Genomic DNA, 22,448 nt, shown 5'->3' on the forward strand with positions numbered 1-22,448 from the left:
AATGTGAATTGTTTGGGGCAGAGACGTGACTAGAATTAGACGTTGCCTAATTGCCACAAGGGTTTTATTAACCCTAACAGAAGCCTAATCAGCAATAGATCGGCTTTAAACTTAGTTATATTCAAATTAAACCGAAATTGCATTGTGAATAAAAAATCGCCCAATTCTTTTGGGGCCGACGGACAGCTTGCGATTTGCATTTATATCCAGCAAATAGGGCGGGTATGAGCAAATGCAGGTCCGCCGTGAAAGAAAATATACCGAAGACAGTCTTGATAACCGGAGCCGCCCGAAGGCTTGGGCGGGCGATCGCCACGGATTTGGCCGCCCACGGCTTTGCAATCGCCGTCCATGCCAATGCCTCGATGGCTGAAGCCGAGGAATTCGCTAACGAAATAAGGCAAAACGGTGGCAAAGCCGTCGCCGTCCAGGCGGATCTGACACAATCTGCGCCGACAATGGCGCTTGTCGAACAGGCATCTTCCGCGCTCGGCCCCATCGGCGTCGTCGTCAACAATGCGTCCGTTTTCCTCAACGATTCGGCTGAGGCTCCCGATCCGGCGGTCTTCGATGCGCATTTTGCCGTGCATGTCAGGGCCCCTTCCCTCATCGCGGCCGCCTTCATCGAACAATTGCCACAGGATAAATCCGGGCTGATCGTCAATATCATCGACCAGCGCGTGCTTGCGCTCACGCCGCGTTTTTACTCCTACACGCTTTCGAAATCCGCCCTTTGGACCGCGACGCGGACGATGGCACAGAGCTTTGCACCACGCGTCCGGGTCAATGCCATCGGACCGGGTCCCACCTTCAAAAGCGAAAGACAGGCGCCGGAGGACTTTCAGGCGCAGATCGACGGCCTTATATTAAAGCGTGGTCCTGCCGCAGATGAGTTCGGGCGGACGATTCGCTTTCTTTTCGACACGCCGTCGGTCACCGGACAAATGATCGCGCTCGACGGCGGCCAGCACCTTGGCTGGGAAACCCCTGATGTGGCGGAGATTAATGAATGAACGGAAAGAAGCTGCCTGATGGCGGTATTCTCTTCGATGAAACCGACGACGAAGACGACGATGCAAGCCTTGCCGTAACAGAAGCGGCCGAGGCTCCGCGCGACGTTGCCGGCATGGACTGGAATGCGGGCTGGAAGAATGAATCCGGCCTGAAGGGCATGGACCTCATCGGCGAATTCGTCAAACACCTGCCCAACTCGCCGGGTGTCTACCGCATGTTCAACGAGGCGGGCGATGTGCTTTATGTCGGCAAGGCGCGCTCGCTGAAGAAGCGCGTCGGCAACTATGCCCAGGGCCGTGTCCATTCCAACCGCATCGCCCAGATGGTGCGTTTCACCACCCATATGGAATTCGTCACCACCCGCACGGAGACTGAGGCGCTTCTGCTTGAAGCCAACCTCATCAAGCGCTTGCGGCCGCGCTTTAACGTGCTTCTGCGTGACGACAAATCGTTTCCCTATATTCTCATCACCGCCGACAATCGCGCCCCGGCGATCTTCAAGCATCGCGGTGCGCGGGCGCGCAAGGGCGATTATTTCGGACCCTTTGCGTCAGCCGGCGCGGTGGGGCGCACGATCAATTCGTTGCAACGCGCCTTCCTGATCCGCACCTGCACCGACAGTGTTTTCGAGACCCGCACGCGTCCCTGTCTTCTCTACCAGATCAAGCGCTGTTCCGGCCCCTGTACGCATGAGATCAGCGATCAGGGGTATGCGGAACTCGTCAAGGAAGCCAAGGATTTCCTGTCCGGCAAGAGCCAGAGCGTCAAGACCGCGATTGCACGGCAGATGAACGAGGCGGCCGAGGATCTCGATTTCGAGCGCGCCGCCGTCTATCGCGACCGGCTGGCCGCACTTTCCCATGTCCAGAGCCATCAGGGTATCAACCCCGCCGGCATCGAGGAAGCGGATGTCTTCGCCATTCATCACGAAGGCGGCATTTCCTGCATTCAGGTGTTCTTTTTCCGCACCGGTCAGAACTGGGGCAACCGCGCCTATTTCCCGAAGGCGGACCCGTCCCTGCCCGGCTCGGAAATCCTCAATGCATTCCTTGCGCAGTTTTACGACGACAAGCCGGTGCCGAAACAAATCCTGCTTTCCGAAACCGTGGAGGAACAGGAACTTCTGGCGGCTGCCCTTGGTGAAAAAGCGGGACACAAGGTAACAATTAGCGTGCCGCAGCGCGGCGAGAAGAAGGACATTACCGACCATGTTCTTGCCAATGCGCGCGAGGCGCATGGCCGCAAGCTGGCGGAAACCTCGTCCCAGGCGCGGCTGCTGAAGGGTTTTGCGGAAACCTTCAACCTTCCCTATGTGCCGCGCCGGATCGAGATTTACGACAACTCGCACATCATGGGCACCAATGCCGTGGGCGGCATGGTGGTGGCGGGGCCGGAAGGTTTCGTGAAGAACCAGTATCGCAAGTTCAACATCAAATCGACCGACATCACCCCGGGCGACGACTTCGGCATGATGCGCGAGGTGATGACCCGCCGCTTCTCGCGCCTGTTGAAGGAAGAGGGCAAGCCCGACCGCGGGCAGACACAGACGCCGACACCGGAGGAAGCCGCCGACATGTCCTTCCCCACCTGGCCGGATGTGATCCTGATCGACGGCGGTCAGGGCCAGATGACGGCGGTGCGCGCCATCCTCGATGAACTCGACATACGCGACAGTGTGATCGCCATCGGCGTCGCCAAGGGCGTGGACCGCGATGCGGGCCGCGAGCGTTTCTTTGCGGATGGGCGCAGCGATTTTTCCCTGCCGCCACGGGATCCCGTTCTCTATTTCATTCAACGCATGCGTGATGAGGCGCACCGTTTCGCCATCGGCTCACACCGGGCGCGGCGCAAGAAGGAAATGGTGCGCAATCCGCTGGATGAAATTTCGGGGATCGGCCCCGGACGCAAGCGCTCGCTGCTGCAGCATTTCGGCACGGCGAAGGCGGTTTCCCGCGCAGGCCTCAACGATCTGATGAACGTCACCGGCATTTCAGAAGCGGTGGCGCGGCAAATCTACAATCACTTCCATGAGAGCAGTGGCGATTGAAGGCGCGGTATCGCAATGAACTGCTAAAAAAACATAATAACGTGTTGACCCTATGCGTCAGGGGCGGCATCAAGGCAGCTTATCCAGACTGACAGGTTTCCCATGGCTTCGCGCGCATATAACATTCCCAACCTTCTCACCTATGCCCGCATTTTGGCGGTTCCTGTCATCGTTTTGTGTTTTTACGTCGAAGGAAAGCTGGAAAGCTCGGATTTCGCGCGCTGGACGGCTCTCTGGCTGTTCATCATCGCCTCGCTGACCGATTTTCTCGATGGTTATCTGGCGCGTATCTGGAACCAGACCTCCAATATCGGCCGCATGCTGGACCCGATCGCCGACAAGCTGCTGGTGGCCTCGGTGCTGCTCCTTATGGCCGCTGACGGCACCATTGCCGGCTGGTCGCTCTGGGCCGCCATTACCATTCTCTGCCGCGAAATTCTGGTCTCGGGCCTGCGCGAATATCTGGCGGCGCTGAAGGTCAGCGTTCCCGTCACCCGCATCGCCAAGTGGAAGACCACCATCCAGATGGTGGCCATCGCCTTTCTGCTTGCCGGTCCTGCGGGCGACAAGGTTCTGCCCTACACGACAGAAATGGGAATTACGCTTCTCTGGCTCGCGGCGGCGCTGACCATGTATACCGGCTACGACTACTTCAAGGCGGGCCTCAAGCACATCGTGGACGAAGAATGATGGCACGGATCGTTTATTTCGCCTGGGTGCGCGAAAAGATCGGCACGGCCGAGGAGGAGCTGGACATCCCCTCCTCCGTTACCACGGCCGGTGAGCTGATCGCCTATCTTGCGACCCGTGGCGAAAACTACGAAGCCGCCTTCGAATTTCCGGATGTGATCCGCGTTGCGGTCAATCAGGAACATGTCGAGCATGACGAGAGTATTGCCGGCGCGCGCGAGATCGGCATTTTCCCGCCAATGACGGGGGGATGAGCGGATGCAGCCAGCCGTCAAGCCGACGATCCGCGTGCAACACGAAGATTTCGACGCTGCGGAGGAGACCCGCAGGCTGACGGAAGGCGACAGGAGCATTGGCGCGGTGGTGGCCTTCACCGGGCTTTGCCGCGACGATGGCGGCACGCTGGCAGCACTGGAACTTGAACATTATCCCGGCATGGCGGAAGCGGAAATGACCCGCATCGCCGACCTCGCCATCGAGCGTTTCGGCCTTCTCGGTCTCACTGCCATCCATCGCCACGGCAAGATTGCCGCGGGCGAAAATATCGTCCTCGTCGTCGCCGCAGCCCGGCACCGGCAGGCCGCCTTCGACGGCGCAAATTTCGTGATGGACTACCTCAAGACCTCCGCGCCGTTCTGGAAAAAGGAACATGGCAAGGATGGCACGGCGGGCGAGTGGATCGCGGCCAAGGCGACGGATGACGCGGCCAAGGACAAGTGGCGGTAACGCTTCGTCGTTTTCGCATTTCCGGACGGAAAACTGGCGCCCACTTCTCCTCGGAATGCTCTAGGGCGCTTCCACCCTGCTGCGCATGACGATCAGCCAACCGACCAGAAGCGTCAGAACGGCCGCATCCCGCCAGATGACAGGCCCGTAACCAACCCACAGGGTTTCGGCAAAACCGACGGCAGCGGCCCCGAGCGCGCAGACGAGCGGGCTGGCATAACCGCCCGCTGCCGAAATGAGCACGACCTTCAGGCCGAATACCAGCCCGGCGCCGAAATCCATTGTGCCGTAATAAAAGGTCGCCAATACGCCGGCGATTGCGGCGATAAGGCCCGCCGCGCAATAGGACAGCAGGAATATTCTGCCCGCATTCACTCCGCAGAGCGAGGCGGCGAAAGCATCGTCCGACACCGCCTTCCAGCGTCTGCCAAAGCCGGAACGCCGCAAATAGAAATAGCCTGCGAGAACGAGCAGGCAGAAAACGGCCGTGTTCAGCATCTGCATTGGCGTCAGGGTAACGGCAAAGCTGCCATCGGCCCAGAAACGCACCGGTTCGGATAAAAGCGGCGGCAGCCATAATTGCCGTGTGCCGGCGGCAAGTCTGGCGCTTTCGGTGAGCGCGATCAGCACGCCGATGGAGGCGACCGTCACCGCATTGGGGGAGGCTTTCGCCAGCGGCCGCATCACTGCCCTGCCGATGAAAGCCGCCGCCCACAGCCCGCCGAGCAGCCCCATCCCCGCCCCAAGGGCAAGCGTTGCGGGCAGGACCAGCCACAGCCGGTTCCAGCCGAAATCGGCAAACAGCAGGCAGGTCTGGCCGGCGAAGGCGAAAATCGCGCCGTAGGTGACATCCGCCCGTCTGGTGATCGAAAAGGCGATCGCGTAACCGAAGGCCAGGACCGCATAAAGCGAGGCGACCGGCACGGCATTCAGCAATTGTTGCAGGAAATAGGCCAAACGCGTCCTCCCGCCGCTATTATAACTGTTAAAATGGATTTTGACAGTTATAATGTCTGACATGACATTTCGCTGGACAGAACATCGTTTCGCAGGCGGCGCATTGGCACTCGATGTTGCCAACAGTATCATCTTGCGTTCCGACGCGGCAAAATCGATCGACCGTTTTGCCGCACCCGAGCAGATCATTGCCTTTGCGGAAGCTGCGACCCGTCTCGGTGCAGAGCGCGGCAGGTTTCCGACGCTCATCGCGCCTGAGGCGGAAAAGCGGCCGGTTTTTCTTGGTCTGCGTGAGGCTATCGACGACTATTTCCGCTCCTCACTCGCCAGTGGCGGCAATGATGACGGCAGCTTGGCTGAGCTTCTTTTCGCCTGCGGCGCGGCATTGCGGTCGTTTCCTCTCGCGACAAGCCTCGGCAATGCGACCGCCCATTCCGCCCTTTCGCTGCTTTCGGCAGAGACGCGGGAACGGCTGAAGATTTGCGGCAATTGCGGCTGGCTGTTCATCGACCGCAGCAAGAACAGAAGCCGCATCTGGTGCGACATGGCGGTGTGCGGCAACAGGCAGAAAGCCAGCCGGCATTATCAGCGGAAGAAGGAGGCGCAGACATGAAAAGAACTGCCATTCCATTGCTGGCGATTGCGGCGCTGCTCTCTCTTTCCGGATGCCAGCGGGACGAGCCGCGCGATGTCGCAAAGGTTTCGGGCCGCATGTTCGTCTTCAACTACCGGGTGGCGATTGCCACCTATCTCGTGACCCTGCAACGCATCGCGCCCATCCGCGACGGCAGCACGCTGGAGGCGAGCTTCGAAAATCCTCGCGGCGGCGCTGAGTTGACGACGCGGGAGAAGATTTTCCCTGCAGACGAGAAGATCGCCGTCCAAAGCCCGCCGGTCGAGTGCGTGAAGCAGGACCGCCCCTATAAAGTCACCATCCGCATAAAGGGGCCGGAGGGTGATATCCTGCAAACGATAGAGACCACGATCCGCTCCGACACGGACCAGTCGCTTCTTCCGGCCAAGCCGCTCACAGTCGGGCCGCTCTATACGCCCAATCCGGAGGTGTTCAAACCGGATGGCACGACGGATATGCGACCGGTGGAGGGGTGTCCGGCGTCGTGAACCCCTCCCCCTCATTCCTGTGCTTGTCACAGGAATCTAGTCAGCCCAAGTCCTTGGGCTGGAGGGACTCTTTCGCCGCGCAGACGCGCGTCGGCTGGATTCCTGTGACGAGCACAGGAATGAGGGTGTGGTGATGCTCGCGCACAAAACCATTTACCCGGTGCTTGAAACAAAAAAAACGGAGCCTTTCGGCTCCGTTTCATCGTGTCTTTTCAGCGGCTTCACGCAATCACCTGAGAAGGCGATTCAAGCCGTTGATATTCTGAATCAGCCGACGATTTCGGTTTCAGCGAACCAGTAGGCGATTTCCTGTGCGGCGGTTTCCGGAGCATCGGAACCGTGAACGGAGTTTTCGCCGATGGAGAGCGCAAAGGTCTTGCGGATGGTGCCTTCCGCAGCCTGGGCCGGGTTGGTGGCGCCCATGATTTCGCGGTTCTTGAGGATGGCGTTTTCGCCTTCCAGAACCTGAACGATGGTCGGGCCGGAGGTCATGCCTTCAACGAGTTCGCCGAAGAAGGGACGCTCTTTGTGAACGGCGTAGAAGCCTTCGGCTTCGCGCTTGCTCATCCAGACGCGCTTGGAGGCGACGACGCGCAGGCCGTTGTCTTCAAATACCTTGGTGATCGCGCCCGTCAGGTTACGCTTGGTTGCGTCCGGCTTGATCATCGAAAATGTGCGTTCAATCGCCATGTGTCCGTTTCCTTTTCCTATAGAAAGTGGGCGGTCTTTACCCGCCCAAAGGCCCGAAAACAAGGGGGATCAACCACATTGCGACGATGGCGGCAGACATTTCACGCCGCTGTCACACTGCGGCCTCTCGCGTCGTGGAGATCGAGGCAGCCCTCGAACCAGTCCCGGACAGGATCGTTTTCAGAAAACAGATCAGCCCCGGTGGTGATCCTCGCCCATTGCAGCGCGCCGAAAACGATATAGTCCGCAAATAACGGCGAAGTGCCGCCGATGAAGGGCTGGAAGCTCAGCATACGGCGGATCGGCGCCAGGAGCGCCGGGAAGGCCGCGATTTCCGCCTGACGATTGGCCACCACATCCTCAAGCGGCCGGCCGAGCGCCTTCGTCCTGCTGTCGCGGAAATAAAGGCGGTCCGGCTCATCAAGCATATTGTGGATATCGAGCACGGCAATGCGGGTGATGGCCGGGTGAAGCTGGGTCTGCGACCAGCTTTCGACAAAGCGCGCCATTGCCTTGCCGCCCTCGCCGTTAAACAGTGACGGGCGCTCCGGGTAAGCTTCATCGAGATAAAGGGCGATTTCGAAACTGTCGCTCACCAGCTGGTCGCCATCGCGCAGGATCGGCACGGTCCTCGAAAAACCGTCCTCCACCGTCGGAATGACCGTGAAGGGCAAAGGGCGTTCCTCGAAATCCAGCCCCTTATGCGCCAGCGAAAGCACCGTTTTCCAGCAATGGGGAGAAAACGGCCGGGAGCTATCGCTTCCGCAGAGAGAATATAAGGTTCTGGAGGTCGTCATAGGCTGCACCCTCTTATGTCCTGTTGGAGAAACGATATAAGAACGGCCATCACCTGAAATCAAATCAGGATTTGTCATAGCACCGATCAAAAGCCGTTTGCGACTTACAGCCTTCACCATGCCGGAATTTATGGTTGAAGGTGGCAAAAACCTCCCGCGAGTTTAGCCTATTTTAAACCGTCGCGTGTATGAGTAACCCCAATTCGGAAGTCGAATATTTGGACGCATTCATAAACATGATCTCTTGGGGCTGACCGTGACAACATCTGCTGGCGATATAAAACGCGAACAGTCCAGAAACGGTCTTGTCGTGACCCGGATCACGCAATTCATCGGCAAGATGAACATTGCGCCGCTGCCGCGTAATTATGAACTGATCTATGAGATATTGTCGGGGCATAACCCGGCCATGGGGCGCGATATTCTCGCGCTCGGCAACGCGCCGCAACAGCATGAAATCGATATTATCGGCCAGAGGCACAATCTGCCCGGTTTCTCCCGCATCGAAGCGGAACAGATGGCGGCCACGGCTTTCGAAACGCTGAACCAGATTTCCGCGCGGCTGGAAGCCGGCCTGCAGCGCAGCGAAACATTCGTCACCAGCCTTGCCGAGGAAGATCACGATGAGCCGCCGTCACTGGAACGGCTTGCGCAACTGATGGGCGACATTCGCGAAGAACAGACCAGTCTCAAGCATTTCATCTCGATGGGGCTGATGAAAATCCGGGAAGTTGAGAAACGACGGGCCGAGCTTCAGGCGAACTCCCTGCGTGACGCCTTGACGGCGCTTCCCAATCGGCCGGCATTCCTTGAAAAACTCGAAGACCTCTTCTCAGGCGATCAGGCGCCATCCACCACGTCGATGGTACTGCTCAACATCGACCATTTCCGCGAAATCAACGGAAAATACGGCCCTACCGCCGGCAACAAGGCGCTTCGGCGGTTTGCCACACTCTTTCGCAAGACAATCAAGAAGGACGATTTCGTCGCCCGTATCGGCGGCAATGAGTTCGCCTTTCTGTTCGCCGGCGTCTCGCAAAATACGGCTGAAGCAATTGCCGAGCGGTTGCGGCAAAACGTGGCGGCCCTGCGCTTCGTAACCAGCGAGGGCGAAGGCGAACATCTGACGGTTTCGATCGGTGTCGCGGCAGTGGACGGCACCGCCACGCCCGCCGAATTTTTCGGCCATGCCGAACTCGCCCTGCTCTCCGCCCGCTGCGGCACGCGCAATTGCGTCATCGGCTACTCCCGGGACGTGGCGCAACATAGCCGCAGCAGCTATCTGGCGCAGCTCGGCTGTTGACGCTGCATTCTGTTGCTGTGTGGCGCGGGCGCTCTTGCCTTGGCCACGCAGTTCGGCCAAAACGGCGCCATGATTACGATTACCGATCTTTCCGCCCGCATCGCCGGGCGCCTGCTTCTTGACCATGCCAGCGTAACGCTTCCGGCGGGCGTAAAGGCAGGCCTTGTCGGCCGCAACGGCGCTGGCAAATCCACCCTGTTCCGGGTCATCACCGGCGATTTTTCTGCGGAAAGCGGTTCGGTAACGATCCCGAAACAGGCGCGCATCGGCCAGGTGGCGCAGGAAGCGCCGGGAACGGAAGAGTCGCTGATTTCCATCGTGCTTTCCGCCGACAAGGAACGCAGCGCGCTGCTGGCCGAGGCGGAAACCGCAACCGATCCGCACCGTATCGCCGAAATCCAGATGCGGCTTGTCGATATCGACGCCCATTCGGCCGAAGCCCGTGCGTCGAGCATTCTTGCCGGTCTCGGCTTCGATCACGAGGCGCAGCTTCGCCCGGCCTCCTCCTTTTCGGGCGGCTGGCGCATGCGCGTGGCGCTTGCCTCCGTGCTGTTTGCCGAACCGGACCTTCTGCTGCTCGACGAGCCGACCAACTATCTCGACCTCGAAGGCACGCTCTGGCTGGAAGACTATATCCGCCGTTATCCGCATACCGTCATCATCATCAGCCACGACCGCGATCTTCTGAACAACGCCGTCAACTCCATCGTGCATCTCGACCAGAAGAAGCTGACCTTCTATCGTGGCGGTTACGACCAGTTCGAGCGGCAGAAGGCCGAGGCCGACGAATTGCAGATGAAGGCGAAGGTCAAGAACGACGCTGCGCGCAAACATCTGCAAAGCTTCATCGACCGTTTTCGCGCCAAGGCCACCAAGGCGCGCCAGGCGCAGAGCCGCATCAAGGCGCTGGAGCGCATGGGCACCGTTGCTGCCGTGATCGAGGATCACGTCCAGCCGATCACATTCCCGGAGCCGGAAAAGCAACCGGCATCGCCCATCGTCGCCATCAATGGCGGTGCCGTGGGTTATGAGCCGGGCAGATCAATCCTGAAACAGCTCAATCTGCGGATCGACAATGACGACCGCATCGCGCTGCTCGGCTCCAACGGCAACGGTAAATCGACCTTTGCGAAATTCATCTCCGGCCGACTTGCCCCGCAGGCGGGCGATCTCCGTGTTGCGCCCGGCCTGAAGATCGGCTTTTTCGCGCAGCACCAGCTGGATGATCTCGTGCCGGATGAGACGCCGGTCGAACATGTGCGCAAGCTGATGCCGCTGGCGCCGGAGGCGCAGGTGCGGTCGCGGGTGGCGCAGATGGGTCTGGCAACGGAGAAGATGGCGACGGCGGCGAAAGACCTGTCGGGCGGTGAAAAGGCCCGGCTGCTGATGGGGCTTGCGGCCTTTCACGCGCCCAACCTGCTCATCCTCGACGAACCGACAAACCATCTCGATATCGACAGTCGCCGGGCGCTTATCGAGGCGCTGAACGACTATGACGGCGCCGTCATCCTCATCAGCCACGACCGGCACCTCATCGAGGCGACGGTGGATCGCCTGTGGCTGGTGGCTGATGGCACTGTCAAGACCTTCGAAGGCGATATGGAGGAATATCGCGACCTCGTCGTTTCCTCCGGCAAGCGGAAGGAAGACAAGGTCGAGGCCGCCGCCGATCAGGCATCGAAAGCCGACCAGCGCAAGGCCAATGCGGAAAAGCGTGCCCAGCTCGCACCGCTCAAGAAAAAGATCAATGAAATCGAATCCCTGACGGCGAAGCTTGAGAAAATGATTCAAGCGCTCGACAAGGAACTCTCGGACCCTGCTTTATACGAAAAAGCGCCCGCCAAGGCCGCGCAGAAAGTGAAAGAACGCGGCGAGGCCGCTGCCAAGCTTTCAGACGCCGAGGAGCAGTGGCTCATGCTTTCAAGCGAATATGAGGATGCGATGGCGCAGTGATGCGCGACAATGCGGCGGCTTCCAGCGAAGCCGCCGTATGCAATTTGACGGTGCTTACTTCGCGCCGATGGCGTTGAGACCTTCACGGGCGCATTCGCTATCGATGGCGCCCGAAGGTGCGCCGCCGACGCCGATGCCGCCGACCAGGGCTTCACCGATCTTGATCGGCAGGCCGCCGGCCTGAATGACCAGACGCTCGTCCATGGTCCGCAGACCTTCATTGGCGGGCTTGGAGGCGATGAAGTCTGCAATCTCGCCAATGTCACGGCCGAGCGATGCGGCCGCAAAGGCCTTGCCGGTTGCGCTGGAGACCGTATGGGGGCCGGAGCCGTCGGCCTTCAGCATCACCTTGGTGGCGCCGTCACGGGCAACGATGGTGACGGTGACGGCATTACCCTTTGCCGAGCAGGCCTGAAGCGCTGCCCTGGCCGCCTTCTCCGCCATTTCGAGCGGCAGGTAAGGCGCAGTCGGCAAAGCCTGTGCGAAAGCTGCCGAAGGGGCGATCAGAAGCGAAACGATAAAAAGGTTACGGAGCATAAGAAAGTCCTCTTGCGTGGTGAGGACTGCACTTTAGGCGCAAGGAGCAAGGCCGCGAATCCGTAAGATTGGCCGCCCTCTCGGTAGTTCTACCGATCCGCGCCTAACGATCCTCTCCGGCCTCCAGCCAGAGCCTTGTCATTTCCGCCTGCGACGTGGTGCCGAGTTTGAGACCGATGGCCGCACGGTGGCTGTCGACCGTGCGCGGTGAAAGGCCAAGTCCATCGGCGATCTGGCGGGTGGTGAAACCAAGCGCGATGCGTTCAAGTATCTCACGCTCACGCGCGGTCAGGAGCGACAGCAGCGCCAGCGTCTCGGCATGCTGCGCCTTCGCATCGAGCGTGCGGGACAGGGTCTGGTGCGCCTTCTGGATCGCGTCGATGAGATCCTGTTCGTCTACGGGTTTGGAGAGGAAATCCACCGCGCCGTTGCGGAAAGCTCGGCGGCATGCATCAATATTTCCATGACCGGAAATGATGATGACCGGCCAGTCAACACCTTCTTCCAGCAGCTTTTCCTGCAGCTTCAATCCGGTGATCGCCGGCATGCGGATGTCGAGGATAAGGCAGCCGGGCTCGAGGCTTTGCAATTGACCGAGGAAAACCATGGGATCGGCAAAACCCCTCGCCTTGATGCCGACGGTGGACAACAGCAAAATCAGCGCCTTGCGCACCGCGGCGTCGTCGTCAACGAGATAGACGGGCAAGGTCATGGCCTTTATGCCTCCGCCGCGACGGGCAGGACGACCCGGAAAAGAGCGCCGTTCTCACGATCGACATAAAGGATTTCGCCGTCGGCGCGCTCCACCAGCCTTTGGCTCAGCGCAAGTCCCAGCCCCATGCCGTTCTTTTTCGTGGTTGCGAAAGGCGTAAACAGCCGGTCGCGCAATTCCGGCGCAACGCCGGGGCCATTGTCAGTGACTTCAAGCACGGCGAAGTCGCCCTGCTGGCTCAGAGTGGCAGTAATTGCGCCCCTGACCTCCGAACTGCCGAGCGAATCGAGCGCATTGCGCAGCAGGTTGAACATCACCTGCTCGATTTCCACCGGATCGACCCGCACCGGGAGCGGCGCGCCCGGCACGATGATATCGATAATCACATCCTGACGTGCCGCTTCACCGGCAAGAAGCGCATCAACATTGCGAAGTGCCGCCCGCAGGTCATGCGCCGCCGCCGGCCGTCGATGCGGCAGCGACCAGTTGCGGAACCGGTCGAGCATGTTGGAAGCGCATCGGGCCTGTTCGACCATGTCATCCAGAGCACCGGAAAGCGTTGCGAGATCCTGGCGGGCGAGAAGCCGCCGCCCCGCCTGCGCCTGCGCCAAGATTGCCGTCAGAGGCTGCGTCAGCTCATGCGCCAGGCCACTGGCCATCTCGCCCAGCGCATTGACCCGCGAGGCATGGGTAAGCCTTGCTTCCATACCGCTCAGTTCCGCCCGCCTTTCGGCAGCCCGCATACGCATCCTCTGTCTCACCATCACGATGCCGAGCAGGAAAACGACACTGGCGCTGCCCAGCAGGGCAAGCAGAGCGCGGCCAGGCAACAGATCCTGCCAGGTAATGGACAGGGCAACTTCCAGAAGCAGCGGCTGGCTGGCGCTGCTCAGTTGCCGGACATATTGCGGTTTTTCCGGCAGTGCCGGCGGACCGAACAGCAATGTACCGTCCGGCATCTTCAGCCGGATCACGGCCTGTTTCGCCGACCAGAAGGGCGCGTCTGATGCGAGCAGTCCCGCGCTGTCGACGGCGAGCACCAGCAGTTTCGACGCCGTCTCGCTGTTGGGGCTGCGCTTGACGATCATGTAATGCCCGGGCCTCAGCCCGCTCGCCAGCAATGCCGGCCGGCCGGTAAATACCGATCCCGCCCTGCGGATCGCCGCGGCCAGTTCACCTTCCAGCGGCCGGGTGCCTATGGCAGGGCCCTCATCGTTGAGGGAAACAAGCTGAACTTCATCAATGCGCGGGTAAAATTGCAGGATGGGAGCCGCCACATCGAGCAGCAGGCCGTAGTCCGGCCCCTGCTCCGCCTGCGCCACGGCCGAAAGCGCGGTCACATGGGCGTCGTGTTGATCTGCCCGGCGCGAAGCCTCCGCCTGCAGGGCGTTGCTTTGCCGTTCCAGTTCGCCGAGCAGGCTGACATATTGATAAGCCGCCAGAGCGGCAGTGACCGCCGCCATGAGCAACAGCCAGACCAGCAGCATCCTCAGCCACGGCCAGCCAGAGGTCGCGCGCGGATGGCCCGCAGGGCCCCGACGACCGGACACGGCATCGGCGACCGTCCGCAGCGACTGGCTGACGCTTCCCGCCCGTGTGGCCTGTCTCTCCGGCGAAGGCTTGCCGGCCCCGTCGTGCCATATGTCGTCGTTTTCAAGCATCCGTTCGCTCGCGTGACCGCAAAACACGGTCGGAACATGGGTTCGTCTAAGGGCTTCCTCAGCACAGACCGGAGGAACATTCAATCCAGTCAGGGCTGAATTCAGACACCACGCTGGAGCTTACCATTGTTCGCCGCGCTCCAGGTTATCGTCATCCCTTTGCTTGTCATAGACATCCAGCAGCCCAAATATCTGGGCAGAAAAGAGCCTATAGCAAAGACACGTGTCGGCCCGATTCCTGTGACAGGCACGGGAATAAGGGGCGACGCATTTGACCGAAAGATGCTAGGCGCATTCCTTCATGGGCTTCAACCGCTCAAGCGGCACGGCGGGCGAATAGAGATAACCCTGGCCGAAACGGATGCCCATCTGCATGAGCAGCCTGCTCTGCTCCTCCGTTTCTATGCCTTCCGTCACCAACTTGGCGCCATAACGCTCGGCGCTTTCGAAGGCGAGCGCGATCGCCTCCCTGAACCTCGATTGATCGAGCCGTGACGTCATCCAGTGATCGATTTTAACCTCCTCGAACGGGAACCGCGCAAGCAGGGTGAGTGCGGCATAACCGGTACCGAAGTCATCCAGTGAGAGCCGCACGCCGGCAGCACTCAACCTGTCGAAATTCTGCTGCACGATATCGATATTCGGTATTCTGCTCATCTCCGTCACCTCGATCGAGAGGCGCTGCGACGGCACCCCCATCTCGTTCAAAAGCGCAACGACACGGTCTCCAAAACGCGCGGTTGCAAAAGACGAGGCGGAAATATTCACGGCCAGGTGAAAATCCGCATCGAGGCCCCGCAGGTCGGCGAGGTCGCGGACAACGGCTTCGATCGTGGACCATTCAAACTCCACCAGCAGCCGATGGCGCTCGGCAATCTCCAGCACGTAATAGGGCGAAAGCGACTGCCCCCGTGCATCGACCGCCCGCAAAAGGGCTTCGGCGCCGACCATGCGGCGATTGTGCATTTCAAATTTCGGCTGATAATAAATTGGTGGCTGGCCGGATTTGATCCAGCTGACCAGCATCTGCCGCACGCCCTCGTCGCGTGTCGCTTTCTCAGCAAAGGAAAACGGGAAAATCTGCACCGGGTTTTCGCTTCCCTTCAGCGCCAGGCTAAGATGCCTGAGGAAGGAGGCCACGTTCTGCCGGGACAGCATATCCAGATTGGCCGCGCCGATTTTCAGGTGCGGTGCAGGCCCCGTCTCCGTAGACTTGGAAAATGCGCTCAACGCGTCATGGAGACGCATCATCAGCCTCGCGCTTTCCGACTTCTCCAGCGAAATCCCCTGCATGACAACCGCAAGTGTCGTATCGCCGAACATGAAGCTGCATGGTGCGTTGGATTTGGACAGCAGGCCGTTGTCCTCGTCGCAGATCTCCTGCGCCAGCCTCGGCCAGAAAAGATCGCCCCAATCCTCGCCCTCGCAGGCAGCGACATCGGCAATATTGACGATTTCAATCAGCACAAGGGCATGCGGAACGGCCGGTTTAAGCCTCGTCGTCATTTCGATATGATCCTTGAGGGCACGCCTGTTGGGGAGGCCAGTCAGGGAATCGGTCCGTGCTGCGGCTTCGCGTTTCCTCACTTCTTCCCGTGCGCGCGCTTCGCCGCGCAGCAAGAGAAGCAGGAAGGCGATCATCGGCAGACCAACGGCCACCGCACCCAGGGTACGGCGGCCGACCGCGCTCAGGAAAAGCGCCTGGTCGATCAGACCAATGCCGAATGACAGGGAGATCGCAAACAGCGCGGCAACGAATCTCACCGCGAACACGCCGAGAATATCCCAAATTTCGAGGTCGTTGAGACGGCGCCTGCGCATCCAGCCATACAGCATGATTCCGCTAGCCGAAATGACCACCATATCCTGAAAGGCGGCGAAAAACAGCGCAGTGCCACCGAATACGAGACGCCCGACGGCGATAAACGCCAGGCTGATCAATCCCCCCTGCCAGGAACCCAGCACACCCGCCAGAAACAACAGGTCCGAGCGAATATAGGGTTTGGAGGGCAGCTTGATGAACTCGGAAACAAGGAGCGTCAGCAAAAAGCCGGCCACCCCGAATATGAGGCCATAGTAGATCTTATAACGCGCGTCATCGAGCGCTATGTCGCGCCTTACAAGGATCAGCACGGATACCATGCCGATCACGGCGGCTGCCTGGAGCAGCAGAAATGGAAGCTCGGCGGCGGCCGCCGCCGCCTGGGTGGCGATCAATTCCATCATCTGCAATCCCCCGGTCATTATTGTTATGGCGCCGGAATTCCGGCGTTTGGCCTTCACCGATCCCGCATTTGTGCGGGACCATATTCGCACTCTGCCGGTCGAACCGGCCGGTCTATATCGCTATTGCGGGCTCAACACCGGCGAACCCAGCCGGCCTCGCAATCGTCGCGATATTCTCGTTCGCCAGCACCAGCCGGTCGCGGCCCTGGCGCTTCGCCTCGTAAAGCGCAACGTCTGCCTGGTTCAACATTTCGGATGTTATTTCCCTACCATCGGTCGAAACCGCGACCCCCAGGCTGACTGTCACGATTGCCAGCCCGTCCGGACGGTTCGGGTGGGGTATGGCCTCGTCGGACACAGCCAGCCGCAGCCTTTCACCGACGGCGAGAGCTGCGGAGACGGCGCAATTGTCGAGCAAGACCACAAATTCCTCGCCGCCATAGCGCGCGACGAAACTTCTGTCGTCGTCGTCCTTGCGTAGCGCTCCCCGCAACCTGCCGGCAATCCTGCGTAGACAATCGTCGCCCGCAACATGACCCTCTGAATCATTGTAGTTCTTGAAATAGTCGACATCGAGGAGGATGAGCGCCCTTGGCCTGCCGCCATTGTCTGAAGCTTCGCCCGCCGCCTCATCAAAACTGCGACGATTGCGGATTCCGGTCAGTTGATCGGTGTTGGAAAGCTGCTGAAGCTCCCGATTTGCGTTTTGAATGCGTTGCAGCAGCGTTTTTTCGCGCACCGACGCCAGATAATCCCGCCGTTCGACATTTTCGATGCGATAGGCAGCAAAGAGCGAGACCACGCCAACACCGACCGAACACATGATAGCCGGCATCTTGGCAACTTCACTCGTCACCGTGACGTATTCCAGGCCAACGATGAAGACGACCATGCAACCGACCGTTCCCATGACCGCAAGCGGAAATGGTTTGCGATGTATCGTATTCATGTAGAGGACGACGGTGATGATCCCCATATAATATTCGCTCGCCGCCGAGGTCCTCGCATTGGCATAGATGAACATCAGCGACGCGACGACCAGCATGCAGCCCAGCCCGTGAAGGACCTCATGCGCGATCGCATCCGGCCGCGCCCTCGTCGCATAATATCGTGCGGGAAAATAAAGGAACAGGAGCGGCGTGATAACGAACAACCGGACGACGAGATCCAGCCAGATGATCTCCGGCACCAGCGTCATGTCGACGAATATGTACAGATTATAGAGGACGACGCCGAAAACCAATCCATATGTATTGAATTGACGATTGCTCTCGTTGACTTTCTGGACGAAGCCGGACGAACGGTCATCCCCAAGTAAAACCACCATACATGTGCTCTTCAAAATCTATTCAAGCGAAACCTAAAATTAATAAAATCATTATCGAATATCGATTGAATATACCTTAAATTTACACCATTAAAACCACCTCGAAACGAAAAACAACACTTTAAATATCGAGAAAATATTTGTAAAATTCAAATATTATGTACTATAAAAATACAGAACTCGCGATTTATGTTGCGATATAACGAACTGAAAAAACACTCATCGCGCAAGGACGATTGCCTTGCTCCTTCGATTGTTTCTGCTAAAAACTTGTAAAGTCACACTTTATCCATGACGCGCTCAAACAGGTTCCATTCATGTCAGCCACCAAGCTTGCCATCGTCGGCGTCGGCAAAATCGTTCGCGACCAGCACCTTCCAGCCATTGCGGGCAATCCGGATTTCGAATTGATTGCAACGGCGAGCCGCCACGGCACGGTGGACGGCGTTGCTTCCTACGGCACCATCGAGGCCATGCTGGAAGCCGTTCCGCAGATCGAAGCGGTTTCGCTGTGCATGCCGCCGCAATATCGTTACGAGGCAGCCTATGCTGCGCTGAATGCCGGCAAGCACGTTTTCCTCGAAAAGCCGCCGGGTGCGACACTTTCGGAAGTTCAGGACCTTATCCGCCTCGCGGATTCGAAAGGCCTTTCGCTGTTTGCAAGCTGGCACTCGCGTTATGCGCCGGCGGTTGAGGCCGCAAAGGCGTTTCTGGCCTCGACGACAATCGACAGCGTGCATGTGATCTGGAAAGAGGATGTGCGCCACTGGCACCCGAACCAGGCATGGATCTGGCAGGCGGGCGGCCTTGGTGTGTTCGACCCCGGCATCAACGCGCTGTCGATCATCACCCATATCCTGCCCCGCGCTCTGTTCCTGACCAAGGCCACGCTCGAATTCCCGGAAAACCGCGACGCGCCGATCGCCGCCGACCTGCATTTTTCGGACGTGACGAAAATGCCGGTGCACGCCGAATTCGACTGGCGCCAGACCGGCAAGCAGAGCTGGGATATCGTGGCGGAAACGGCAGCCGGACGGATGGTTCTGTCGGAAGGCGGCGCGAAGCTTTCCATCAACGGCGAAGAGAAACTGTCGCAGCCGGAACGGGAATATCCGGCGCTTTACGAGCGCTTCGCGGAGATCATCAAGGCCGGCCGCTCTGACGTCGACCTTGCACCACTAACCCATGTGGCTGACGCCTTCCTGCTCGGCCGCCACAAATTCGTGGATTCCTTCTACGACTGAGAAGGCCAAGGGGTTGCCGAAAGCCAGATATATCAAAGGGCGCGGCTGACGAAGCGGTCGCGCCCTGATTTTTTGGCCTGATACAGCGCCTCGTCGACACTGCGCAAAAGCGTGGCACGGTCCGAACCCGCCTGCGGAGCGATTGCGCCGCCGATGCTGAGACGGGCGCCGACCGCCTGCCCGTCGACATCAAAGGGTTCACGGAAAGCGGCCAGAAGCCTATCGGCCAGCCCGTTCATCACCTCAGATGTGTTGGGACGAGGTATGAAAATGGCGAATTCGTCGCCCCCCATGCGCACCACCGTATCTTCGCTGCGGATCGCATTGCGAATGCGGGCGGCAGCGGCGGTCAGCACCCGGTCACCCGCCGGGTGGCCGAACGTGTCGTTGATCGCCTTGAAACCGTCCAGATCGAGATAGAGCACGCCGAAGGCCTCGTTCTCCCGCAGAGCCGCGCCGAGTTGGCTGTCAACAATCGCCTCCAGCGCCTTGCGATTGTAAAAGCCGGTCAGCGGATCGGTCATCGCCGCATCCCGCAATTCGCGCTCCGCCAGGCTCATCGTGAAATTGGCCTTCTGGAGACGCAGGAGTGCAGCCGCCAGCAATGCGAAATGCCTCAGATTGTCGATTTCGCCGTGGGAGAATTTTCTCGGCACCGTATCGACAAGGCAAAAGGCACCGACGACCAGCCCGGGTTCCAGCTCGATCGGAGCGCCGGCATAGGAACGCAATTCCGGCCCGCCTTTTACATAGGACATGAAGCGGAAATCCGGGTGCTGGGTCAGATCGGAAATGACCACGACATCCTGCCTGGCGATGACGCGGTTGCAGATCGACAGATCGCGCGGGCATTCCGACAGCTGCATCCCCGCCTGTTCGGCAATATGGAGCCAGTCCTCATCGACGATGTGAACGGCCGCACGCGGGACGTCAAAGACGCCCTGCCCCAATCGAGACAGCACTTCCAGTTCCGGCATCTCGGCATTCTTGAAGGACATGATTGACCGCACCGCGACCAGACGCTCTATTTCCCTGTCGGGCCGTGAAATCGCCTGTCCCATGATGATGTCCTTCTGCTGTTTCGTCTGTGGCAGCCGCCACTTTCAGTCACCTGTCGGCCGGATCAGAGCGCTATGTTCGATTCGGCTCATAATGCGAAAACCGGCAGGCGGCGCCACATGCGAATTTTTGCCAGTCTGTTTGTGTGGGGAGCCGTGATCAGGCCTTCTTCTGCCAGCGGCCTTCCGGCGATTGTTGCCAATAGGTCAGGGCATGACCCTCGGTCTTCAGCCTTTTCCAGTGATTTCGCGCCATTTCGAGCTGGTAGGCATCGTATCCGTCAAACATGAACACGATACGCTCATAGGCTTCCACGGCCGGCGGTTCGGCACCGTCAACCAGGAAGCGGACGCTGGCTTCGTTGCTGTTGCCAGCCGATGCTGTCAGAAGAATCGGCTGGTTTTGCGGCGTGGAAGAACTGTCCGTCGCGTGTGGCAGAAAACTGTCGTCACGAAAGGTCCACAGATGAGCATCGAGGAAATCGCGACGCTCCTCGTCCACCGTCTGGATCGCGACCTTCCAGCCGCGTTCCAGCGATTTTTCGAGCAAAGGCGGCAGCGCATCCTCCAGCTTCGATTCCGTCAGATGGTAGAACAGAATTTCAGTCATCCGCAGACTTTTAAGCTCCGTCGCGTCAATCTTCGTAATGGGCGCGAACGAGTTCGTTCAGCAACCGCACGCCATAGCCCGATCCCCAGGACTGGTTGATCTCGGTCATCGGCGACCCCATTGCGGTGCCGGCGATATCGAGATGCGCCCATGGTGTTTCGCCAACGAAACGCTTGAGGAACTGCGCAGCGGTGACGGAGCCCGCCAGACGACCAGAGCTGTTCTTCATGTCGGCGAACTTGGAATCGATGATCTTGTCGTAATCCTTGCCGAGCGGCATGCGCCACAGCTTTTCCGCCGTCACATCGCCCGCCTGTGCAAGACGCACGGCAAGTTCGTCGTCATTGCAGAAAAGACCGGCCTGAAGATTGCCGAGCGCAACCGTGATCGCGCCCGTCAAGGTGGCGAGGTTGATCATGAATTTCGGGCTAAAACGCTCCTTGGTGTACCAGAGCGCATCGGCCAGAACCAACCGGCCTTCGGCATCGGTATTGATGATCTCGATGGTCTGGCCGGACATGGAGGTGACGATGTCACCGGGGCGCTGGGCGTTGCCATCGGGCATGTTCTCCACCAGACCGATGACGCCGATGACATTCGCCTTCGCCTTGCGGGCCGCGAGCGTATGCATGAGGCCGGTGACGGCCGCAGCGCCGCCCATGTCGCCCTTCATATCTTCCATGTTGAGGCCGGGCTTCAGCGAAATGCCGCCGGTATCGAAAACGACGCCCTTGCCGACAAAGGCGATCGGCTCGTCTTTCTTGGAGCCGCCGTTCCACTGCATGACCGCAAGCCGGGGCGGACGCGCAGAGCCCTGCGCCACGCCAAGAAGCGCGTTCATGCCGAGCTTCTTCAACTCCTTCTCGCCGAGGATTTCCACCTCCACGCCAAGCTTGCGCAGCTCTTCAGCCTTTTCCGCAAACTCGACCGGGCCGAGAGCATTCGGCGGCAGGTTGACGAGATCGCGCGCGAGAATCACGCCACCCGCAACCGCTTCGGAGACGGCAAAAGCCTTTTCCGCTTCCTGATGGGCCGCTGTGACAATAACGACCTCGACTTTCTTCGGGGTCTTTTCGTCGTCGGATTTCTTTTTGGTCTTGTAAGCATCGAAGCTGTAGGCGCGCAAAAGAAGGCCAAGCGCAAAATCCGCAGCCGCCTGCGCACCGATCTCGACGCCGGGGGCATCGAGGTAGATGGCGACCTTGTCCGCCTTTTTGAAATTGGCGGCAGCCGTGCCGCCGGCACGGAGCCAGTCATGCGCGACAAGTTTCGCCGGCTTGCCGAGACCGATGACGAGAAGCCGGTCGGCGCTCGAACCCTGCGGCGTGATCACATCGAGCGTCGTCATCGACTTTGCGGCAAAACCCGAAATCTTTGCCGCCCGGGCAATCACGCCGCCCGGATCGGCCTCGGAAGCACCGGCAACGGCGTGAGCCTCACCAGACGCCTGCAGCACGACGGCGAGGGCATTTTCAAGCGAGGCGGAATTGGCGAAAGAAATATCGAATTTGGCGGACATGGTTTCCTGCTCTTCGTGGACGACTTGCGTGGTGCGCCTGATCATGGCCTTTTCGGCCCCTGGCGCAACCCCGCATTTTTAAAGGCCTGCATTCTTTAAAGGTCCATATTCTTTAAAGGAAAGGTATTTTTGTGGAATGCACGGTCACGTCATGAAACCGACAGCTTGTTCCACAAAAAGACACAGGCGACGGAAAAATCGTCGCGCAAAACATATTTGTGAGCATGCCGGAATAGCCAATTGCAAACGATGCGA

21 protein-coding genes are annotated in these 22,448 nt (G+C 59.4%); 10 read left to right on the plus strand and 11 right to left on the minus strand.

Annotated features, from left to right (window positions below; genetic code table 11):
• Positions 1-224: 224 nt before the first annotated feature.
• From OK142_RS03225 to OK142_RS03245, 5 genes are all read left to right on the plus strand, one after another.
• Positions 225-1,013 carry an SDR family oxidoreductase gene (locus tag OK142_RS03225; RefSeq protein ID WP_035217889.1) on the plus strand — a complete coding sequence of 263 codons (789 nt, stop codon included), beginning with the start codon at positions 225-227 and terminating at the stop codon, positions 1,011-1,013.
• Complete coding sequence (gene uvrC, locus OK142_RS03230; protein WP_498681022.1) at positions 1,010-3,061, plus strand: excinuclease ABC subunit UvrC; 2,052 nt, start codon at positions 1,010-1,012, stop codon at positions 3,059-3,061. The genes OK142_RS03225 and uvrC overlap by 4 nt, the downstream gene beginning before the upstream one ends.
• A 102-nt stretch (positions 3,062-3,163) precedes the next feature.
• A complete protein-coding gene (gene pgsA / locus OK142_RS03235) occupies positions 3,164-3,751 on the plus strand; it encodes a CDP-diacylglycerol--glycerol-3-phosphate 3-phosphatidyltransferase (protein WP_045015850.1) in 588 nt (195 codons plus the stop codon).
• Positions 3,751-4,005 carry a molybdopterin converting factor subunit 1 gene (gene moaD / locus OK142_RS03240; RefSeq protein WP_082184077.1) on the plus strand — a complete coding sequence of 85 codons (255 nt, stop codon included), beginning with the start codon at positions 3,751-3,753 and terminating at the stop codon, positions 4,003-4,005. The genes pgsA and moaD overlap by 1 nt, the downstream gene beginning before the upstream one ends.
• Positions 4,006-4,009: 4 nt before the next feature.
• A complete protein-coding gene (locus tag OK142_RS03245) occupies positions 4,010-4,477 on the plus strand; it encodes a molybdenum cofactor biosynthesis protein MoaE (protein ID WP_498681024.1) in 468 nt (155 codons plus the stop codon).
• A 60-nt stretch (positions 4,478-4,537) separates the two neighbouring features.
• Here OK142_RS03245 and OK142_RS03250 read toward each other — a convergent pair whose 3' ends face one another.
• Complete coding sequence (locus tag OK142_RS03250) at positions 4,538-5,434, minus strand: branched-chain amino acid ABC transporter permease (RefSeq protein ID WP_498681025.1); 897 nt, start codon at positions 5,432-5,434, stop codon at positions 4,538-4,540.
• A gap of 61 nt (positions 5,435-5,495) precedes the next feature.
• Between OK142_RS03250 and OK142_RS03255 the strand changes: the two genes are divergently transcribed.
• Both OK142_RS03255 and OK142_RS03260 read left to right on the plus strand, forming a co-directional pair.
• Positions 5,496-6,047 carry a CGNR zinc finger domain-containing protein gene (locus tag OK142_RS03255; protein ID WP_216331504.1) on the plus strand — a complete coding sequence of 184 codons (552 nt, stop codon included), beginning with the start codon at positions 5,496-5,498 and terminating at the stop codon, positions 6,045-6,047.
• Positions 6,044-6,556 (plus strand): hypothetical protein, encoded by a 513-nt coding sequence (locus OK142_RS03260; protein ID WP_498681027.1) that lies wholly within the window; start codon positions 6,044-6,046, stop codon positions 6,554-6,556. The genes OK142_RS03255 and OK142_RS03260 overlap by 4 nt, the downstream gene beginning before the upstream one ends.
• A gap of 267 nt (positions 6,557-6,823) precedes the next feature.
• Here the strand turns inward: OK142_RS03260 and ndk are convergent, their stop codons facing one another.
• A complete protein-coding gene (gene ndk / locus OK142_RS03265) occupies positions 6,824-7,246 on the minus strand; it encodes a nucleoside-diphosphate kinase (RefSeq protein WP_003496769.1) in 423 nt (140 codons plus the stop codon).
• Positions 7,247-7,347: 101 nt separating this feature from the next.
• Positions 7,348-8,043 carry a glutathione S-transferase family protein gene (locus OK142_RS03270; RefSeq protein WP_080600306.1) on the minus strand — a complete coding sequence of 232 codons (696 nt, stop codon included), beginning with the start codon at positions 8,041-8,043 and terminating at the stop codon, positions 7,348-7,350.
• Between the two features lie 256 nt (positions 8,044-8,299).
• Here OK142_RS03270 and OK142_RS03275 point away from each other — a divergent pair, with 256 nt between their 5' ends.
• On the plus strand, positions 8,300-9,346 hold the full coding sequence (locus OK142_RS03275; protein ID WP_498681031.1) for a GGDEF domain-containing protein: 1,047 nt from the start codon (positions 8,300-8,302) through the stop codon (positions 9,344-9,346).
• A 69-nt stretch (positions 9,347-9,415) separates the two neighbouring features.
• Complete coding sequence (gene abc-f / locus OK142_RS03280; RefSeq protein WP_498681721.1) at positions 9,416-11,299, plus strand: ribosomal protection-like ABC-F family protein; 1,884 nt, start codon at positions 9,416-9,418, stop codon at positions 11,297-11,299.
• Positions 11,300-11,353: 54 nt separating this feature from the next.
• Here the strand turns inward: abc-f and OK142_RS03285 are convergent, their stop codons facing one another.
• The 5 genes from OK142_RS03285 to OK142_RS03305 form a co-directional block, all read right to left on the minus strand.
• A complete protein-coding gene (locus OK142_RS03285; RefSeq protein ID WP_082184072.1) occupies positions 11,354-11,836 on the minus strand; it encodes a GlcG/HbpS family heme-binding protein in 483 nt (160 codons plus the stop codon).
• A gap of 103 nt (positions 11,837-11,939) precedes the next feature.
• On the minus strand, positions 11,940-12,548 hold the full coding sequence (locus tag OK142_RS03290; RefSeq protein ID WP_082184071.1) for a response regulator transcription factor: 609 nt from the start codon (positions 12,546-12,548) through the stop codon (positions 11,940-11,942).
• 5 nt (positions 12,549-12,553) lie between these two features.
• On the minus strand, positions 12,554-14,209 hold the full coding sequence (locus tag OK142_RS03295) for a sensor histidine kinase (protein WP_498681033.1): 1,656 nt from the start codon (positions 14,207-14,209) through the stop codon (positions 12,554-12,556).
• Positions 14,210-14,494: 285 nt separating this feature from the next.
• Complete coding sequence (locus OK142_RS03300) at positions 14,495-16,435, minus strand: EAL domain-containing protein (RefSeq protein ID WP_498681035.1); 1,941 nt, start codon at positions 16,433-16,435, stop codon at positions 14,495-14,497.
• Positions 16,436-16,547: 112 nt separating this feature from the next.
• Entirely contained in the window at positions 16,548-17,762 is a 1,215-nt protein-coding gene (locus OK142_RS03305) for a GGDEF domain-containing protein (protein ID WP_498681037.1), read from the minus strand.
• Positions 17,763-18,079: 317 nt separating this feature from the next.
• Between OK142_RS03305 and OK142_RS03310 the strand changes: the two genes are divergently transcribed.
• Positions 18,080-19,006, plus strand: coding sequence for a Gfo/Idh/MocA family protein (locus tag OK142_RS03310; protein WP_498681039.1), 927 nt, complete (start codon positions 18,080-18,082; stop codon positions 19,004-19,006).
• A gap of 32 nt (positions 19,007-19,038) precedes the next feature.
• Here OK142_RS03310 and OK142_RS03315 read toward each other — a convergent pair whose 3' ends face one another.
• The 3 genes from OK142_RS03315 to OK142_RS03325 form a co-directional block, all read right to left on the minus strand.
• Positions 19,039-20,067, minus strand: coding sequence for a sensor domain-containing diguanylate cyclase (locus OK142_RS03315; RefSeq protein ID WP_498681041.1), 1,029 nt, complete (start codon positions 20,065-20,067; stop codon positions 19,039-19,041).
• 157 nt (positions 20,068-20,224) lie between these two features.
• Positions 20,225-20,674, minus strand: coding sequence for a DNA polymerase III subunit chi (locus OK142_RS03320; RefSeq protein WP_313608974.1), 450 nt, complete (start codon positions 20,672-20,674; stop codon positions 20,225-20,227).
• Positions 20,675-20,699: 25 nt separating this feature from the next.
• Complete coding sequence (locus OK142_RS03325; protein WP_313608992.1) at positions 20,700-22,193, minus strand: leucyl aminopeptidase; 1,494 nt, start codon at positions 22,191-22,193, stop codon at positions 20,700-20,702.
• Between the last annotated feature and the right edge of the window lie 255 nt (positions 22,194-22,448).

This window comes from Agrobacterium sp. BT-220-3 (assembly GCF_025910175.1).
GTDB classification, from domain to species: Bacteria; Pseudomonadota; Alphaproteobacteria; order Rhizobiales; family Rhizobiaceae; genus Agrobacterium; species Agrobacterium oryzihabitans.

Bases quoted from the DNA above. Each gene is read 5' to 3' on its own strand.
- OK142_RS03285 (WP_082184072.1), bottom strand. From the start codon at position 11,836: ATGCTCCGTAACCTTTTTATCGTTTCGCTTCTGATCGCCCCTTCGGCA.
- OK142_RS03225 (WP_035217889.1), top strand. From the start codon at position 225: ATGAGCAAATGCAGGTCCGCCGTGAAAGAAAATATACCGAAGACAGTC.
- ndk (WP_003496769.1), bottom strand. From the start codon at position 7,246: ATGGCGATTGAACGCACATTTTCGATGATCAAGCCGGACGCAACCAAG.
- OK142_RS03270 (WP_080600306.1), bottom strand. From the start codon at position 8,043: ATGACGACCTCCAGAACCTTATATTCTCTCTGCGGAAGCGATAGCTCC.
- OK142_RS03310 (WP_498681039.1), top strand. From the start codon at position 18,080: ATGTCAGCCACCAAGCTTGCCATCGTCGGCGTCGGCAAAATCGTTCGC.
- OK142_RS03290 (WP_082184071.1), bottom strand. From the start codon at position 12,548: ATGACCTTGCCCGTCTATCTCGTTGACGACGACGCCGCGGTGCGCAAG.
- OK142_RS03315 (WP_498681041.1), bottom strand. From the start codon at position 20,067: ATGGGACAGGCGATTTCACGGCCCGACAGGGAAATAGAGCGTCTGGTC.
- OK142_RS03255 (WP_216331504.1), top strand. From the start codon at position 5,496: ATGACATTTCGCTGGACAGAACATCGTTTCGCAGGCGGCGCATTGGCA.
- OK142_RS03260 (WP_498681027.1), top strand. From the start codon at position 6,044: ATGAAAAGAACTGCCATTCCATTGCTGGCGATTGCGGCGCTGCTCTCT.
- OK142_RS03245 (WP_498681024.1), top strand. From the start codon at position 4,010: ATGCAGCCAGCCGTCAAGCCGACGATCCGCGTGCAACACGAAGATTTC.
- OK142_RS03295 (WP_498681033.1), bottom strand. From the start codon at position 14,209: ATGCTTGAAAACGACGACATATGGCACGACGGGGCCGGCAAGCCTTCG.
- uvrC (WP_498681022.1), top strand. From the start codon at position 1,010: ATGAACGGAAAGAAGCTGCCTGATGGCGGTATTCTCTTCGATGAAACC.
- pgsA (WP_045015850.1), top strand. From the start codon at position 3,164: ATGGCTTCGCGCGCATATAACATTCCCAACCTTCTCACCTATGCCCGC.
- moaD (WP_082184077.1), top strand. From the start codon at position 3,751: ATGGCACGGATCGTTTATTTCGCCTGGGTGCGCGAAAAGATCGGCACG.
- OK142_RS03305 (WP_498681037.1), bottom strand. From the start codon at position 17,762: ATGGTGGTTTTACTTGGGGATGACCGTTCGTCCGGCTTCGTCCAGAAA.
- OK142_RS03300 (WP_498681035.1), bottom strand. From the start codon at position 16,435: ATGATGGAATTGATCGCCACCCAGGCGGCGGCGGCCGCCGCCGAGCTT.
- abc-f (WP_498681721.1), top strand. From the start codon at position 9,416: ATGATTACGATTACCGATCTTTCCGCCCGCATCGCCGGGCGCCTGCTT.
- OK142_RS03320 (WP_313608974.1), bottom strand. From the start codon at position 20,674: ATGACTGAAATTCTGTTCTACCATCTGACGGAATCGAAGCTGGAGGAT.
- OK142_RS03325 (WP_313608992.1), bottom strand. From the start codon at position 22,193: ATGTCCGCCAAATTCGATATTTCTTTCGCCAATTCCGCCTCGCTTGAA.